This is a genomic window from Phaeobacter sp. BS52 (assembly GCF_045040595.1).
Classification (GTDB): Bacteria; Pseudomonadota; Alphaproteobacteria; order Rhodobacterales; family Rhodobacteraceae; genus Phaeobacter; species Phaeobacter piscinae.
Genome location: NZ_CP090662.1, coordinates 894,110 through 909,131, shown reverse-complemented (window position 1 = coordinate 909,131; position 15,022 = coordinate 894,110). Strand labels below are relative to the sequence as shown.

14 protein-coding genes and 2 pseudogenes are annotated in these 15,022 nt (G+C 62.0%); 5 read left to right on the top strand and 11 right to left on the bottom strand.

What is annotated here, in order from left to right; all coding sequences use genetic code 11:
- Window positions 1-26: 26 nt before the first annotated feature.
- Window positions 27-254, top strand: coding sequence for a hypothetical protein (locus L0Z65_RS04510; protein ID WP_024096937.1), 228 nt, complete (start codon window positions 27-29; stop codon window positions 252-254).
- 47 nt (window positions 255-301) lie between these two features.
- On the opposite strand, the gene L0Z65_RS04505 is transcribed toward L0Z65_RS04510, so the two are convergent.
- Window positions 302-2,110: an ABCB family ABC transporter ATP-binding protein/permease gene (locus L0Z65_RS04505; protein WP_405111165.1), complete on the bottom strand. Its 1,809-nt coding sequence runs from the start codon at window positions 2,108-2,110 to the stop codon at window positions 302-304.
- Between the two features lie 135 nt (window positions 2,111-2,245).
- Window positions 2,246-3,931: a LysM peptidoglycan-binding domain-containing protein gene (locus L0Z65_RS04500; protein WP_405111162.1), complete on the bottom strand. Its 1,686-nt coding sequence runs from the start codon at window positions 3,929-3,931 to the stop codon at window positions 2,246-2,248.
- A 165-nt stretch (window positions 3,932-4,096) separates the two neighbouring features.
- Here L0Z65_RS04500 and L0Z65_RS04495 point away from each other — a divergent pair, with 165 nt between their 5' ends.
- The gene (locus tag L0Z65_RS04495) at window positions 4,097-4,639 is read left to right on the top strand and encodes a TIGR00730 family Rossman fold protein (RefSeq protein WP_405111159.1); all 543 of its coding nucleotides are present in this window, start codon (window positions 4,097-4,099) and stop codon (window positions 4,637-4,639) included.
- Window positions 4,640-4,749: 110 nt separating this feature from the next.
- Here L0Z65_RS04495 and L0Z65_RS04490 read toward each other — a convergent pair whose 3' ends face one another.
- The 9 genes and pseudogenes from L0Z65_RS04490 to L0Z65_RS04450 form a co-directional block, all read right to left on the bottom strand.
- Window positions 4,750-5,202, bottom strand: a complete 453-nt coding sequence (locus tag L0Z65_RS04490; RefSeq protein WP_405111156.1) for a host attachment family protein — start codon at window positions 5,200-5,202, stop codon at window positions 4,750-4,752.
- Window positions 5,202-5,402, bottom strand: coding sequence for a hypothetical protein (locus tag L0Z65_RS04485; RefSeq protein WP_014880275.1), 201 nt, complete (start codon window positions 5,400-5,402; stop codon window positions 5,202-5,204). The genes L0Z65_RS04490 and L0Z65_RS04485 overlap by 1 nt, the downstream gene beginning before the upstream one ends.
- Before the next feature lie 142 nt (window positions 5,403-5,544).
- Window positions 5,545-6,144, bottom strand: a complete 600-nt coding sequence (locus L0Z65_RS04480) for a superoxide dismutase (protein ID WP_096871535.1) — start codon at window positions 6,142-6,144, stop codon at window positions 5,545-5,547.
- Between the two features lie 175 nt (window positions 6,145-6,319).
- Window positions 6,320-6,787 (bottom strand): hypothetical protein, encoded by a 468-nt coding sequence (locus L0Z65_RS04475; RefSeq protein WP_405111152.1) that lies wholly within the window; start codon window positions 6,785-6,787, stop codon window positions 6,320-6,322.
- Between the two features lie 65 nt (window positions 6,788-6,852).
- Window positions 6,853-7,308 (bottom strand): hypothetical protein, encoded by a 456-nt coding sequence (locus L0Z65_RS04470; RefSeq protein ID WP_118068095.1) that lies wholly within the window; start codon window positions 7,306-7,308, stop codon window positions 6,853-6,855.
- Window positions 7,309-7,486: 178 nt separating this feature from the next.
- On the bottom strand, window positions 7,487-8,059 hold the full coding sequence (locus L0Z65_RS04465; protein WP_405111149.1) for a sarcosine oxidase subunit gamma: 573 nt from the start codon (window positions 8,057-8,059) through the stop codon (window positions 7,487-7,489).
- On the bottom strand, window positions 8,052-11,084 hold the full coding sequence (locus L0Z65_RS04460) for a sarcosine oxidase subunit alpha family protein (RefSeq protein WP_405111146.1): 3,033 nt from the start codon (window positions 11,082-11,084) through the stop codon (window positions 8,052-8,054). The genes L0Z65_RS04465 and L0Z65_RS04460 overlap by 8 nt, the downstream gene beginning before the upstream one ends.
- Window positions 11,085-11,142: 58 nt before the next feature.
- Entirely contained in the window at window positions 11,143-11,472 is a 330-nt protein-coding gene (locus tag L0Z65_RS04455; RefSeq protein ID WP_040170784.1) for a sarcosine oxidase subunit delta, read from the bottom strand.
- A gap of 85 nt (window positions 11,473-11,557) precedes the next feature.
- Window positions 11,558-12,803, bottom strand: a pseudogene (locus tag L0Z65_RS04450) (sarcosine oxidase subunit beta family protein).
- A 232-nt stretch (window positions 12,804-13,035) separates the two neighbouring features.
- Between L0Z65_RS04450 and ccmI the strand changes: the two are divergent.
- From ccmI to L0Z65_RS04435, 3 genes and pseudogenes are all read left to right on the top strand, one after another.
- Window positions 13,036-14,295: pseudogene (gene ccmI, locus L0Z65_RS04445) on the top strand (c-type cytochrome biogenesis protein CcmI).
- Window positions 14,292-14,765 carry a Holliday junction resolvase RuvX gene (ruvX, locus tag L0Z65_RS04440; RefSeq protein ID WP_096868969.1) on the top strand — a complete coding sequence of 158 codons (474 nt, stop codon included), beginning with the start codon at window positions 14,292-14,294 and terminating at the stop codon, window positions 14,763-14,765. The pseudogene ccmI and the gene ruvX overlap by 4 nt, the downstream one beginning before the upstream one ends.
- Window positions 14,766-14,770: 5 nt before the next feature.
- Window positions 14,771-15,004 (top strand): DUF1289 domain-containing protein, encoded by a 234-nt coding sequence (locus L0Z65_RS04435; protein WP_040170777.1) that lies wholly within the window; start codon window positions 14,771-14,773, stop codon window positions 15,002-15,004.
- Window positions 15,005-15,022: the final 18 nt, after the last annotated feature.

Below are 15,022 nucleotides of genomic sequence, written 5' to 3'. Positions count from 1 at the left end.
CCCCCCAGCAGAAAGCGACCCAGCCCATGCCCGATTTCAACGATATGTTTGAATTGACCATCGCCGATGTCGACCTGATCGAGGCCGCGCTGCAACGCACCCGCGACAGCCTGGCCGATGCCAACCAGCAGGCGCAGGGCATCGCCGGTCACAGCCGCGAGGACAGCCTGCGCCAGATCCATGATCTCCTGGGGCGGCTACACAATCAGAAGATTTTCTACAAACCAAAGGACGGGGTCTACGTCAGCGGTTAGACGCGCAGACACAGACCCCGAAATTGCCGATATCCAGAAGGCAACGGCTACGCCGCGTCCTGATCCGACTGCTGGCGCTGCCACAGATGCGCGTAGCGCCCGTCCTTGGCCAACAGATCCTCATGGGTGCCCTGTTCGGCGATCTCGCCCTGTTCCAGCACAATGATCTGGTCCGCCTCCGCCACCGTGCTCAGCCGGTGCGCGATGGTGATCACCGTGCGTCCCTGCCCGGCCCGTGACAGCGCCTCCTTGATCTCCTGCTCGGTATCGCTGTCCAGCGCCGATGTCGCCTCATCCAGCAGCAGGATCGGCGGGTTCTTCAGCAGCGTCCGCGCGATGCCCACCCGCTGCTTCTCACCGCCCGACAGCTTCAGCCCGCGCTCGCCGACCTGCGTCTCATAGCCCTCGGGTAGCCGCATGATGAAGTCGTGGATCTGCGCATCGCGTGCGGCCTGTTCGACCTCCTCCTGAGTGGCCCCAGCGCGGCCATAGGCGATGTTGTAGCGGATGGTGTCATTGAACAGCACAGTATCCTGTGGCACCACGCCAATCGCGGCGTGCAGGCTCTTTTGCGTGACCTCGCGCACGTCCTGCCCGTCGATGCGCAGCGCGCCGCGCGTCACGTCATAAAACCGGAACAACAGCCGCCCAATGGTGGATTTGCCCGATCCGGTGGACCCGACGATGGCCACCGTCTGCCCTGCCGCCACGTCAAAGCTGACGCCCTTCAGGATCTGGCGGTCGCTGTCATAGCCGAACTCTACGTTCTCCAGCGCAATCGCCCCGCCCTTGACCTGCAAGACATCGGCGTTGTCGCGATCCTTCACATCCGGATCCTGTTCGATCAGATCGAACATCTCGCCCATATCCACCAGGCTCTGCCGGATTTCGCGGTACACGGTCCCAAGGAAGTTCAGCGGCACGGTGATCTGGATCATATAAGCGTTCACCATGACAAAATCGCCCACCGTCAGATTGCCCTGCTGCACGCCGATTGCCGCCATCACCATCACCGCAACCAGACCGCCGGTGATCACCAGGCTCTGGCCAAAGTTCAGAAATGCCAACGAGTAGGCCGTCTTCAGAGCTGCTTTGGCATAGGCCCGCATGGCGACATCATAACGCTCGGTCTCGCGATCCTCGGCGCCGAAATATTTGACCGTCTCGTAGTTCAGCAGGCTGTCGATGGCCTTCTGGTTGGCATCGGTGTCCTGCTTGTTCATCTCCCGGCGAAGCTTCACCCGCCATTCGGTCACCGCGAAGGTGAACCAGACATAGAGCCCGACCGTCACCGCCACCACGACGAGATACCAGATGTCAAACATAACGGCGAGGATGATGGCAACCAGTGCCAATTCCAGCACCAGCGGTCCGATGGAAAACAGCAGGAAGCGCAGCAGGAATTCCACGCCTTTCACACCGCGTTCGATAATCCGGCTCAACCCGCCAGTCTTGCGGGTGATGTGATAGCGCATCGACAGGCGGTGAATATGGCGGAAGGTCTCCAGCGCCAGACGCCGCAGGGCGCGCTGGCCAACCGGGGCAAACACCGCATCGCGCAGCTGCTGAAACCCGGTGGTGAGGATCCGCGCCATCCCATAGGCCACGGTCAGGCCAACCGCCCCCAGGGCCAGCGGCGGCACGCCCTCGCCCGCCAGACTGTCCACCGCGCCTTTGTAGAGCATCGGCGTGTAAACCGCGACTAGCTTTGCCAAAATCAGCACCGCCAGCGCTGCCACAACCCGGTATTTGACCCAGGCCTGCCCCTCGGGCCAAAGGTAGGGGAAAACACGGCGCAACGTGCGCAGACCGGAGCGGCGCTCCTCCTGCGCGGTTGTCATATCGCTGTCTGTCATCACATGTCCTTACTGCAAGACCTTTGACATAGGGACCGCATGGCACTTTGACCAGCGCAGCCCCTATATCATGGCCCATCTTCTGGCTGAGGGGCGGCACGGTATGCAGCCCCCTGGCGGGATCAGGCTATGGTCTTACTGCACCGGGACGGAGAACACCTGACCGGGGTAAATCAGATCCGGGTCCCGGATAGCCTGTCGGTTGGCATCAAACACCCGCACATAGAGCAGCCCGTCGCCATACCGCTCCCGCGAAATTGCCCAGAGGGTGTCGCCCTCCTGTACGGTGACCAACCGCACCAGCGGTTTCGCTCCGGTGGGGGCTGCATCCGGTGCTGTGGTACCTGTGGCGGCCGCCTCAACCGGTGGCTGCAAAACCTCTGGTGCCTCCCGTTTGAACGGGGTTTCAAGACGGCTCAGCACCTTGCCGTCGGTGTCCAACGCATCCAGCCGCAGCGCGTAAATCCCCGGCGCCACATCCGGCAGGACGCCGGACCAGCGCCCTTCTTCGTCTACCGGCAGATCGGCAACTGCCGCATTGTCCAGATAGGCACGCACCACCGCATCGGAGCGCACCCGACCGCTTAGCACCACGGCGCCCTCCGCATCGTAGGAGATGGTATCCAGCGCCACGGTCTCCGGTGCCTCGGCCAGGCTTGGCGTCGGCGGCTGTACCAGCGTCACACCGCTGGCATCAGAGCGCAGCACCGCCCTCTGCTCCGGCGCCGCCTCTGTCGCGGTCTCCGGCGCTGTCGCCGCGATATCATCTGACCGCGCCGCATCATCCTCCGCACCCTGACCAGCCGCTGCGTCCTGTGCCTCATCGCGGTTGTCATCCGTGGCGGGGACTGCCTCCGTCTCCGCCGCTGGTATGTCGTTGGCGGCTGTCACCGTCTCCTCCTGCGTCACCTCAGACGCGTCCCCGGCAGCCGCCACGACGGCAGGCTCCTCTGCGTCGCTGTCCGCCACATCCGTCTGAGCGATGGCCTGATCTGTCGCATCCGCTGCAACGTCACTGCCGCGGGATTCCTGCGCTTCGGAGAGTTTGGTGTCCGCATCAGCCGTACCGACAGTAGGACAATCACCTTCCGGAGCCGCCGCCGATGCAAGGTCTGTTGCTTGCGCGCCTGTCGCCGCCTGGTCCGCCACCTGCCCGTCAGCAACCGGTGCTTCTGCCACCTCAACCTCGGCCACAGGGGCCAGAATAAACTGCGCATCCGAAGGCAGAACCGCCTCCCCCAGCGCCGCCTCCAATGAAATCACCTGCGGGCGGGTCGACAGGGCAACGGTGGTGAACAGCACAAAACTGCCATCGGAGGGCACCGTCAGCCGCTCCACCACAACCCCGTCCAGCAACAGCGATACGACCGCGCCGGGCGTCGCCCGCCCCGCCACCATGCCGCTGCCGTCGGTCTCAAACCGCGCCAGATCCATCTGCGGCGCATTCAGGGCCAGCGCCGCATCCTCGTCTTCTCCCGCATCCGTCACAGCCTGCGCTGAGGCATCACCGCTGGCCACGTCCTCCGCAATATCCTCGCCAGCGGGCGCAGCGGCGTCAGCGCTGTCCGTCTCCGCAGTCACGGCGGGGGTCTGCGCAACAGGGGCCTCATTGGCCGGGACAGGTACCGCGCCCGCGCCATCGGAACTGGCCGAAGGCGAGATAACCGCGCTGTCCCCCGTGCCCGCAGCGCTGCGCGGCGCCTCTGTCTGCTCCGAGGCGCCCCATTGCAGGAAAATCACCCCGCCCAGCACCACGACCACCGCCGCAACCCCGCCGATGGCGGTTGCGGACAGCCCGCCTTTGCCCGTTACATCCGTCATTCTGTTCCTTCCCTTCCGACCCTAGACAGACCCTTTCCGGGGCGCCGTCGCTGTCGATCCTGCGGGATGTGCCCCCCGCTTGCTTGAGCCAGCCATTCAATGCCGCTATCAGGGACCAAAGGACGACTTATTTCCCCTCCGAACACAACAAAAAAGGTGACTGCCATGCGTATTCATTCCGTCTGTGTGTATTGTGGATCGCGCGACGGGATCCGCCCAGCCTATCCCGAGGCCGCCGACGCGCTCGGCACCGGGCTAGCGGCGCAGGGTCAGCGATTGGTCTACGGCGCCGGTGACGTTGGTCTGATGGGCCGGGTGGCACGTGCGGCGCAGGCCGCAGGCGGGCACACTTTCGGCGTCATCCCCGAGCATCTGGCTCGCCGCGAGGTCGCCAAGACAGATCTTAACACCTATGTGGTCACCGAAACCATGCATGAGCGCAAGAAAGTGATGCTTTATAATGCTGATGCGGTGGTGGTCCTGCCCGGCGGCGCAGGATCGCTGGACGAATTGTTCGAAGCGCTAACCTGGCGCCAGCTGGAGCTGCACGGAAAGCCGATCCTGATCCTCAATATCGATGGCTACTGGGATCCGCTGAAGGCCTTGGTCGAGCATGTGGTGGCCGAAGGCTTTGCCGGTACGGAAACCACCGAGGCGCTCACCTGGGTCAGCACTGTTGAGGATGCGCTGGCGATCCTGCGCGGCTGACGCCCAGACCCTGCATGAGCGCAGCACGGACCACTGTGAAACGCAAAAAACGCGGCGCCTCACAGCACCGCGTTTTCTAAATTCATAGTTCGTCGCTCGCTTGGCACCGATCAGGCAGCCAGCTCCTGCTGCACAATCTTCTCAATCTCATCAATCGGGTGATTGGTCAGCGTCTTGGGAATTTCCGCCGTGACCAGATCCTGCACTTCCTTGTGCAGCTTGCCACGCAGATTGCCCAAAACCTGCGGCGAGGCCACCAGCACGATGCTCCCCAGCTTGCCCTTGTGCGCCCGCTCATAAAGCAGATCGGCGATGTCATCGGCAAACCGTTCCTTGGCCAATTCATGCCAGTCGGTATCATCCAGCGCCGAGCGCTGGCCAGGGCCACCGTCATGCATCCGACCGGGCCGATTGGCGGATTGGTCAATGTCTGACGGGTTGTCCTGTTCTTCCTTGCGGCGCACCTCCAGATGCGGGTTCTGCGCATCGGTGGTGTTTTGCAGCAGCAATGCCTTCTCGCTGTCGGTCACCAGCACAAAGGTGCCGTGGTCAAGCTGTGCCATTATTGGTCCTCCTGCTCGTTGGATTTGGTCACCCGTGTCGCACCTGCCGGGCGTTCCATGGCGCGCTTTTCCTCATCCTCGGTCGCGACCTCCCGGGCCAGTCGACCACCGGTACGCCCGCCATGCGAAACACTGCCTTCAGCGCCAAGGATCTCCTTGGTTTCCTGACGGCCATCTTTTGATCTGACGCGGTCTGCCATGTCGGTCCTCCATCTGTTGTGGGTTCACCAATACAACCGCTGAGCGTGGGGATTTGTTCCACTGGATCCCACGATCCCGGCACAAAAAAAGGCCCCGTCCGATAGCGGACGAGGCCCAAATTCTAATGCTGCTACGCCGCAATCACATGCGCGATGCAACGTTTTCCCAGTTGACCAGATTGTCGAGGAAGTTGGTCAGATAGGCCGGACGCTTGTTGCGGAAATCGATGTAATAGGAATGCTCCCACACGTCACAACCCAGCAGTGCCGTCTGACCAAAGCAAACGGGGTTCACGCCGTTTTCGGTCTTGGTCACCTTCAGGCCGCCATCAGTATCCTTGACCAGCCAGGCCCAGCCAGAGCCGAACTGACCTGCACCCGCAGCGGAGAACTCGTCCTTGAACGTGTCAACCGAACCGAAGCTGTCGATCAGCGCCTTTTCCAGCTCACCCGGCATCTTGCTGTCGCCCGGGCCCATCATTTCCCAGAACTGATTGTGGTTCCACAGCTGGGAGATGTTGTTGAAGATACCGCTCTGGGCGACCGCACCCGCGTCATAGGTGCCCTTGATGATCTCTTCCATGGACTTGCCGTCCCACTCGGTGCCCGCAATCAGCTTGTTGCCGTTGTCGACATAAGCCTTGTGGTGCAGGTCGTGGTGATATTCCAGCGTTTCGGCGGACATGCCTTTAGATGCCAGCGCGTCATGGGCGTAAGGAAGATCGGGAAGTTCAAAAGCCATCTGGGCCCCCTGTAGTATCTGTTGCGTTTCTAGGCAGATACATGCGGCTGGTGTCCCCTTTGGTCAAGACCAAGCCGGGGAAACACCAAAAAATATCCGCAGCATTTTGGAAGACACCGCTGCCTGAGACCCTGCCACACGATCCGCTTAACTGCGCCATTGGCGCGCCCTCACGTCAGTTCAGCTTGATGTCGCTGCGCTTGCAAGGGCCGCTGCCGGAGGGGCGGTTATCTGCGCCATGCACACGGGCAGAAATCGACAACTTCATACGCGGCTCGTCCATGGTCGCGGAATATGTGACTTTGGTTGATCCTTGGCTCGAACCCAAGTTTTTCAGGGTCCACTTCAACTTCAACCGCTGCTTAGAGCGCTGATCATAAGGCACAATCATCGGGGTTTTCTGACGAGTGGCAATAATGCCATCCATCACGCCACTGACTTTTTCGTCGTGGTCTACAAAAACAAGAACGCGCGACGCGATCCAGCCGTGTTTCTCATAAGACTGAATGGTGCAATCATAGGTCACCGGCGCCGCTGCAACAGGCGCTGCAGCAAACAGGGTGCCGAGGACGGCGACGGTTTTGATCAGTGTTTTCATTGGTAAAGCCTGCGCTCTCTTCTGGACGTATACAAAATCAGGCACTCGCCTGACAGTTGCACCCCAGATTGTCAACGGCTATCGTTACGGCGCAGTCGCGACATCATCAGCTAACTGGTCACCTGGACGCATTGGCCAATCCCGCGTGGCGGCTTTGCCCCGCTATCAAGGGAGATCACCTGCACTGAGAGTTTCTTGTTCTGGGTGTTGAACACGGCGCGATAATGGGTTTTCACCGCCTCGGCCCCGTTGCCGACAGAGGCACTGACCACCGTCCAACTGACCCGATAAGACACATCACTGATGCGGAAAAAACCCGCTTTCAACGGGCGTCCGGACAGCGCGCTGACATTGCCCGAATGCACGACTTCGGCGGTCCATTCATCGTGAAAATGCAAACTGATCTGCGGCGGGATCCAGCCCCGCCCGGACAGCGAGGTGACCGCGCAGGTATACATGCCCTCCAGCGCCATTGCCGGGGTCGCAAGACCGGCCCCAAGCGCAACCCCGGCCACAAGGCCGAGTGCCCGCACTCTTGGAACCAACAGGTCAACGACCTTGGACATTTCGACCTCCCACCAGCCAGGGCAGCATGGCACCGCCACACCGCATCTCGACACTTCCGATTTAGGGATAATCGCGACTCAAAGTTGGGAAACAACCAACAAAACCAAATAAAAAGTGCCCCCGGAAATCCAGGGACACTGTAACTGGCCGTAAAACTTGCCACAAGGCTAAATTGCCTTAACCAGTTAACACGCCTACCTTAGATTGTGGATGGGCGGCTGTGCATAACAAGTTGTAGACATATCCGCCCACTGAGCGGAAGCAAACGATGTGAAATGCACCGTTATTGTCCAACCAGAAGGCAGCCGCCACCTGCGCCATGCGGGTACGGCGGAATTGACCGGGTTTGAAGGCTTCAGCCGACAGATCCACCGGGCAGATCTTAGCCAGAACCTCCCGCGCGCCGTCACCGGACAGGCGGAACACACCGCGCGCATCTGAGACGTTGACCGCCAGCGCGTGCTCGCCTTTCAGCGCCTCTGACAACTCGGCAACCTTCGCCTCAACCTCGGCGTAGGGCACCAGCAGCAGCAGCTCATCCGGGGACATCCACGCGACACCGCCCGCATCGGTCAGTGACACCTGACCGCTGGCTGGAACATCCGCCCCGGTGGCGGCTTTAACCGCCGCCTTCAGGGTGTCAGATGCCAGATCGCCGCGCAGGGTAATCATCCCCTGCAGCCCGCTGTCCTCGATCTGCGCCAGACCGGAGAACTTGGCACCATTCATTGCGCTGACAGGATCAGACATTCTGCTTCTCCCCTTCCTTGTCGTAAAAGACCTGATCGACGATCTTGGCCTTGTAGATTGTCCCGTCGGTGCCGGGGAATTCGATCACTTCGCCCATCCGTTTGGGACCATGCTTGACCAGACCCATGGCGATGCCACGGCCCAGGTTCGACGAGTAATAGGTCGAGGTCACGCGCCCGATGGTGTTTTTCTGCCCATTGGCATTCACACCATTGCCCACCGCATAGGCGCCATCCGGCAGCACCGAGCCATCGGTTGTTTCCAGACCCACCAGCTGCCAGCGGTCGGGATCGGCCATATGGCTGCGGGTATGCGCCCGCTTGCCGAGGAAGTCCTCTTTCTTCTTCGACAGCGCCCAGTTCAGGCCCAGATCCTGCGGAATCACGGTTCCGTCGGTTTCATCACCAATCATGATGAAGCCCTTCTCGGCCCGCAGGATATGCAGACATTCGGTGCCATACGGCATCACCCCGAATTCCTTGCCCGCTTCCATCAATGCGGTCCAGAACGCCTGCCCGTCCGAGGCCGCAACCGCGATCTCATAGGACAGCTCACCCGAGAAGGAGATCCGGTAGGCTCGCGCCTTGAAGCCGCCGATATCCCCGTCACGCCATTCCATGAAGGGCAGCGCCTCCTTGGACAGATCCATGCCACCGCCCGCGTTTTCGTTCAGCTTTTCCAGCACCTTGCGGGCATTGGGGCCGACGACGGCAACCTGCGCCAGCTGTTCGGTGACATTGGCAACATAGACCTTCCAGTCCCACCATTCGGTCTGCAGCCATTCTTCCATATGACCATGGATCCGCTCGGCACCGCCGGTGGTGGTGTGGCAAAGCCAGGTGTCCTCATCAATGCGCGCAACCACACCATCGTCGATCAGGAACCCGTTCTCCGAACACATCAGACCGTAGCGGCATTTGCCGACTTTCAGCGTCGACATCATGTTGGTGTACATCATGTCGAGGAACTTGCCCGCATCCGGCCCCTTGACGACCAGCTTACCCAGGGTCGAGGCATCCAGAAGGCCGAGGTTCTCGCGGGTGTTCTTCACCTCACGGTTCACCGCGTCATGCAGGCTCTCGCCAGAGCGGACATAGGCGAAGGGACGGCGCCACTGGCCAACCGGTTCCCAATCCGCACCATTGCTGTCGTGCCAGTCATACATCGGTGTCTTGCGCAGCGGCTGGAAGATCTCGCCGCGGGCCTCACCGCCAATCGACCCCATCGAAATCGGGTGATACGGCGGACGGAACGTGGTCGTGCCCACCTGCGGAATCTCAGCCCCCAGCGCATCAGCAAGGATCGCCAAGCCGTTGATATTCGACAGCTTCCCTTGATCGGTTGCCATGCCCAGCGTGGTGTAACGCTTGGTATGCTCGACGCTCTCGAAACCTTCGCGCGCGGCCAGCTGCACGTCCGACACTTTGACGTCGTTCTGATAGTCCAGCCAGGTCTTCATGCGCAGCTTGATGTCAGCCTTGGCAGGCATCAGCCACACCGGCTCCATCGCCTTTTCAACCGGCGCATCTCCGACCGGCGCAGCCGCCGCTTTGACCTTGCGGCCAGCGGCCTTCGCCGCCGCTTCCCCTGCGGCCTGCGCATCGCTCAACGCTGCCGCCAGACCGGCCGCGCCATTGGCGGCACCTGCTGCGATGACAAACCCATTGCCATCCGCACCCAGCGGCGGACGCGAGGCATCGGGACGGAAATTCGCATGGGCCTGATCCCAGACCAGCTTACCACCGCAATGGGACCACAAGTGCACAACCGGCGACCAGCCACCGGACATCGCGACCGCATCGGCCTCGACCTCCTCCTGCGCCCCGCCTTCGCCGTTCTGGGCGCAGATCGCCACGGATGTGACGCGCTTGCCGCCCTTCACCTTGGCAATGGCCCGGCCACATTCAACGCGGATGCCCAGCTGACGGACCTCTTCCATCAGGGCCCCGCCGCCGCTGTCGCGGGCATCCAGCACACGGACCACCTCAACACCCGCGCCATGCAGGGCAATTGCCGTGCGATAGGCGTCGTCATTGTTGGTGGCCACCACGACCTTCTGGCCCGGGGTCACCCCCCAGTTCACCGCATAATCGCGCATGGAGGCTGCCAGCATCACGCCCGGCACATCATTCCCGGCAAAGGACAGGGGACGTTCAATGGCACCGGTTGCCGTGACGATCTGGCTGGCCCGGATCCGCCACAGACGGTGGCGCGGACCACCCTGCCCCGGCGCATGATCGGTCAGCCGCTCATACCCCAGCGCGTAGCCGTGGTCATAAACGCCTGCCCCCATGCAGCGATCGCGCAGGGTGACATTGTCCATGGCGCGCAGCTCGGCGAGGGTTTTCTCAATCCAGGCGTCCGGCTCCATCCCGTCGATGGTGCCACCGTCAACGGGCGCACGACCACCCCAGTGATTGTTCTGCTCCAGCAACAACACCTTGGCACCGGAGCTGGCCGCCGCCTTGGCCGCCTGAAGACCGGCCACACCGCCACCAATCACCAGCACATCGGCGAAATAATAGAAATGCTCGTAGGTGTCGGCGTCCTTCAGCTCCTTGTCCGGCGCTTTGCCCAGACCGGCAGAGTGGCGGATGATCGGCTCATAGACATGTTTCCACAGGGGACGCGGGTGGATGAACATCTTGTAGTAGAAACCCGCAGGCAGGAAGCGTGCCAGCGCGTTGTTGGCCACACCCACGTCGAACTCAAGGCTCGGCCAGTGGTTCTGCGACTGCGCCGACAGGCCCGAGAACAGCTCGGTCGTGGTGGCGCGCTGATTGGGTTCAAACCGGTCGCCGGTGCCCAGCCCCACAAGCGCATTGGGCTCTTCGGGACCAGCTGCAACCAGACCACGTGGGCGGTGATATTTGAACGAGCGGCCAACCATCATCTGGTCATTGGCCAACAGGGCAGACGCCAGCGTGTCGCCTGCATAGCCCTTCATCCGCTTGCCGTTGAAGGTGAATTCGATCGGTTTGGAGCGGTCGATCAACCGGCCGTTTTTGGCAAGGCGCGTGCTCATGTGGCGGACCTTTCGCAAGAGAGGGCGACGAAAAGGGAGGTTACGTTCAGAGAGGCGATCATTTCAGATCCCGCCATGTCCAACCGGGGCGTTTGGCCGTGACCGCATCCAGGATCTCCTGCGGCGGCTCATAGGTCTGCGCCGAATAGGTGCCAAACACCTCCAGCGTGGTGGTGCAGCGGGCAGCATGGAACCACTTGCCGCAGCCATTGGCATGGCGCCAGCGTTCAAAATGCACACCCTTGGGGTTTTCGCGCATGAACAGATAGTCATGAAACTCTTCATCTGACGAACCGGGGCCAAAACGCTTCAGATGCGCCTCGCCGCCTGCGGCCAGTTCGGTTTCTTCGGCTTTGACGCCGCAATATGGGCATTCAAGGATCAGCATTGTGCGGACCTCTCCAACTGGGGGCCAAGGATGTTTGAAAATCCTCGGCAAAATTCTTCCAAGAATTTTGCGACGGTGCGCTGCATCAGTGTGCCACACCCGCTGCGACGCTCTCGTCGATGAATTTGCCTTCTTTGAAGCGCATCATCGAAAACTCTTCGGCCAGCGGCGAATGACCTGTGGCCATCAGTTCCGCCATCGCCCAGCCGGAGCCCGGGATCGCCTTGAAGCCACCGGTGCCCCAGCCTGCGTTGACAAAGATATTGCCAACCGGCGTCTTGGAGATCAGCGGCGAACGGTCGCCGGTCACATCCACGATCCCGCCCCACTGGCGCAGCATCTTCAGACGGCTGACCATCGGGAAGGTCTCATTGAGGGCGCGCACGGTTTCCTCGATATGATGGAAGCGACCCGCGCTGGGTGTAGTTGTTGAACCCGTCGGTGCCGCCGCCGATGACCATCTCGCCTTTGTCGGACTGGGACATGTAGCCATGCACGGTATTGGCCATCACGACCACATCCATGCAGGGTTTGATCGGCTCAGACACCAGCGCCTGTAGCGCCACGCTTTCCACCGGCAGACGGAAACCGGCCATTTCGGAGAGATGCGAACAATTGCCCGCAACCACCATGCCCAGCTTGTCGCAGTCGATAGCACCCTTGGTGGTGTCGACACCGACGACACGGCCGTTTTCATTGCGCACACCAGTGACTTCGCACTGCTGGATGATGTCCATGCCCATGTTCGAACAGGCCCGCGCATAGCCCCAGGCCACCGCATCATGGCGCGCGGTGCCACCGCGTTCCTGCCAAAGCCCGCCCAGAACCGGATAGCGCGGCCCTTCCAGATTGATGATCGGCACCAGTTCCTTCACCCGCGCAGGCTCAATCCATTCGGTCTGCACCCCCTGCAGCGCATTGGCATGGGCGGTGCGCTTGTAGCCGCGCACCTCATGCTCGGTCTGCGCCAGCATGATCACGCCGCGCGGGCTGAACATCACGTTGTAGTTGATGTCCTGGCTCATCGTCTCATAGAGCGAGCGCGATTTCTCATAGATCGCGGCGGAGGGATCCTGCAGGTAGTTGGAGCGGATGATAGTGGTGTTGCGCCCGGTGTTGCCGCCACCCAACCAGCCCTTTTCCAGAACCGCGACATTGGTGATGCCGTAGTTTTTTCCAAGGAAATAAGCCGTGGCCAGACCATGGCCACCGGCCCCGACGATGATCACATCATAGTGGCGTTTGGGTTCGGGAGAGCGCCAGGCGCGTTCCCATCCGGTGTGGTAGCGCAGCGCCTCACGCGCGACAGCAAAGGCAGAATAACGTTTCATGGGCGAATCCGTGGTTCGAGACTGTTAACGGGTATGCACCACAGACAAGGCTGACCTGCGCCGTTTATCGTCGCAATCATGCATGGTTGCGACATCCGGCAGCAAAGACGCCACAGGCTCACCGCACCCTTTGCGTCCTCAACGCCCGCCACCGGGACAGCGCGCCGCAGCAGATAGGCCTTTTTTCCGCCCCCCAGCCCCTATACATGGGATTGAAACTGCGGGAGCCGCCATGACCTTCTGGATCGTTATCAGCCTCATCACGCTGGCCACCGCCACGCTGCTGTCCCTTGTGCTGCTGCGCGGACGCGACAGCGGCGAACCAGCCGCCGCCTATGACCTGCAGGTCTACCGCCAGCAACTGCGCGATGTGGACAAGGATCTGGCGCGCGGGGTGCTGCAGGCCAGCGATGCCGAGCGTATCCGCACCGAGATTTCCCGCCGCATCCTGAGCGCCGACGCTCAGGTCCAGGCCGCCGCCAGCGGCCACACCCAGCCCCGCACCCTGACCAGCGCTGCCGCCATCGCGCTGATCGGGCTGGTCTGCGGTGGCACCTACCTGATCTATGCCAATCTCGGCGCGCCGGGCTACAGCGACCTTGGCCTGCAACTGCGCATCGACGCCGCTGCGGAACGCGCCGCCACACGTCCCACGCAGGCTGAGGCAGAGGCCGACGCACCGAAACGCCCGGCCCGCGTGGTAGAGCCGGGTTACGCCACGCTGGTCGATCAGCTGCGCGACACCGCCAGTAAACGCGTTGATGATGCGCAGGGTCAGGCGCTGCTGGCCCAGCATGAGGCCAACCTCGGCAATTTCGCCGCCGCCGCCAGAGCCAAGGCAAACTATATCCGCATTATGTCCGGCGATGTTGAGGCCCGCGATTTCGGCGAGCTGGCAGAGCTGCAGATCATGGCCTGCCGCACGGCTATGTCTCCCCGGAGGCGGAGGACGCCCTGCGCACCACGCTGACGCTTGATCGTTTTGATGGCGGCGCGCGCTATTACTGGGGGCTGATGATGGCCCAGATCGGCCGCCCGGATGTCGCTTATGAGGTCTGGAGCGAAACCCTCGCCATGGGACCGGAGGGCGCGCCCTGGGTCACCGCCATCACTGCCCAGATTGAAGATATCGCCTATCGCGCTCGGCGTTGAATACACGCCAATCACCCCCGGCAGCGTGCCTGCACCGGGCCGCGCCCCCGCCACTCCTGCGACAGGTCCCAGCGCCGACGATATCGCCGCCGCGGAAGACATGAGCACCGAAGACCGCCAGCAGATGATCCGTGGCATGGTTGAGGGCCTCTCAGACCGGCTTGCCACCACTGGCGGCACGCCGCAGGAATGGGCGCGGCTGATCGGCGCCCTATCGGTGCTGCAACAGACCGATCGCGCGCAAGCCATCTACGCTGAGGCGCAGGAGGTCTTCGCCGAGGTGCCCGAGGCCCTCGCCACCATCACCGCCGCCGCCAAACAGGCAGGACTGACCCAATGATCTACGACGACTTTGAAACCTTCGCGGCGGCAGTCCCGAATTTCACCCCGATTGCCGGGCTGGATTTTGGCGATAAAACCGTGGGCGTCGCCATCTCGGACCGGATGGGCACCGTCGCCACCCCGCTGGAAACCATCCGGCGCAAGAAATTCACGCTGGATGCAGAACGCCTGTTCGAAATCGTCAAAGCCCGCGAGGTTGGCGCGCTGCTGTTGGGCCTGCCCCGCAACATGGATGGTACCGAAGGCCCGCGCTGTCAGAAAACCCGCGCCTTTGCCCGCAATTTGGCCAAGCTGACAGAGCTGCCGATCGGCTTCTGGGACGAACGGCTCAGCACGGTTGCCGCCGAAAGAGCGCTTTTGGAGGCGGATACGAGCAGAAAACGTCGCGCAGAGGTGATCGATCACGTCGCTGCGTCGTATATCCTGCAGGGGGCGCTCGACCGGATGCGCCATATCAAGGCAGGATAAAGCAGATGAGCGACGAGGTCTGGAAACGTGACGAGGTGCAATCGCCCTGCATCCAAATTTGTGTCGTCCACCCGGAGGCGCGGATCTGCACCGGCTGCTACCGCTCCATCGACGAGATCACCCGCTGGTCCAAGATGAGCAACGATGAACGGGCCGAGTTGCTGGAGGCCCTGCCCGAGCGCGCCAAGGAGCTGACCAAGCGCCGCGGCGGCCGCAGTGCCCGCCTAAAACGCAGCTAACGCGGCGCGCGGCACATG

Excerpts from the sequence above, each read along its gene's own strand:
- L0Z65_RS04510 (WP_024096937.1), top strand. The coding sequence starts at position 27 with ATGCCCGATTTCAACGATATGTTTGAATTGACCATCGCCGATGTCGAC.
- L0Z65_RS04505 (WP_405111165.1), bottom strand. The coding sequence starts at position 2,110 with ATGACAGACAGCGATATGACAACCGCGCAGGAGGAGCGCCGCTCCGGT.
- L0Z65_RS04500 (WP_405111162.1), bottom strand. The coding sequence starts at position 3,931 with ATGACGGATGTAACGGGCAAAGGCGGGCTGTCCGCAACCGCCATCGGC.
- L0Z65_RS04495 (WP_405111159.1), top strand. The coding sequence starts at position 4,097 with ATGCGTATTCATTCCGTCTGTGTGTATTGTGGATCGCGCGACGGGATC.
- L0Z65_RS04490 (WP_405111156.1), bottom strand. The coding sequence starts at position 5,202 with ATGGCACAGCTTGACCACGGCACCTTTGTGCTGGTGACCGACAGCGAG.
- L0Z65_RS04485 (WP_014880275.1), bottom strand. The coding sequence starts at position 5,402 with ATGGCAGACCGCGTCAGATCAAAAGATGGCCGTCAGGAAACCAAGGAG.
- L0Z65_RS04480 (WP_096871535.1), bottom strand. The coding sequence starts at position 6,144 with ATGGCTTTTGAACTTCCCGATCTTCCTTACGCCCATGACGCGCTGGCA.
- L0Z65_RS04470 (WP_118068095.1), bottom strand. The coding sequence starts at position 7,308 with ATGTCCAAGGTCGTTGACCTGTTGGTTCCAAGAGTGCGGGCACTCGGC.
- L0Z65_RS04465 (WP_405111149.1), bottom strand. The coding sequence starts at position 8,059 with ATGTCTGATCCTGTCAGCGCAATGAATGGTGCCAAGTTCTCCGGTCTG.
- L0Z65_RS04460 (WP_405111146.1), bottom strand. The coding sequence starts at position 11,084 with ATGAGCACGCGCCTTGCCAAAAACGGCCGGTTGATCGACCGCTCCAAA.
- L0Z65_RS04455 (WP_040170784.1), bottom strand. The coding sequence starts at position 11,472 with ATGCTGATCCTTGAATGCCCATATTGCGGCGTCAAAGCCGAAGAAACC.
- ruvX (WP_096868969.1), top strand. The coding sequence starts at position 14,292 with ATGATCTACGACGACTTTGAAACCTTCGCGGCGGCAGTCCCGAATTTC.
- L0Z65_RS04435 (WP_040170777.1), top strand. The coding sequence starts at position 14,771 with ATGAGCGACGAGGTCTGGAAACGTGACGAGGTGCAATCGCCCTGCATC.